This window comes from Vibrio sp. 03_296 (assembly GCF_002265885.1).
Genome location: NZ_NPKW01000526.1, coordinates 1 through 505, shown reverse-complemented (window position 1 = coordinate 505; position 505 = coordinate 1). Strand labels below are relative to the sequence as shown.

Sequence of the window (505 nt, the reverse complement as noted above, 5' to 3'; positions counted from 1 at the left end):
TCCTGCTGAAATTCGTCTATACGATCGTCTGTTCACGGTACCAAATCCAGCAGCGGCAGATGACTYTGCTTCAACCATCAATCCGGAATCTTTGACGGTGATGAATGGCTTTGTTGAGCCAAGCTTAGTGGAAGCAGAAGCTGAAAAGGCTATCAGTTTGAGCGTATGGGTACTCTGTGCGGATTCTAAAGACTCCTCTAAAGAGCATTTGGTTTTCAACCGCACTGTAGGTCTACGTGATACTTGGGCGAAGATTGAAGCGAAATAAGCGCTATTAAGCTAAGAAAAACCAACTCATTGAGTTGGTTTTTTATTGGCGCAACAAAAAGCCAGCAATATGCTGGCCTTTAAAAACTATCGAGCGTCGATATCAGCTCTTACGTTTATGCGCGTCTGGATTACCTTTGCATGAGCCATCGCCACACTTGCCGTAAAGGTAGAGGCTGTGGTTTGTCAGTTGAACATTATAAGCGGCGGCGATTTCTTTTTGGCGCTCTTCAATAAT

The 505-nt window shown here is 44.6% G+C and carries 2 pseudogenes; one reads left to right on the top strand and one right to left on the bottom strand.

Annotated features, from left to right (window positions below):
• Positions 1-268: pseudogene (locus CIK04_RS25935) on the top strand (glutamine--tRNA ligase); the annotation flags it as partial.
• Between the two features lie 102 nt (positions 269-370).
• Here the strand turns inward: CIK04_RS25935 and fur are convergent.
• A pseudogene (fur, locus tag CIK04_RS25930) lies at positions 371-505 on the bottom strand (ferric iron uptake transcriptional regulator); the annotation flags it as partial.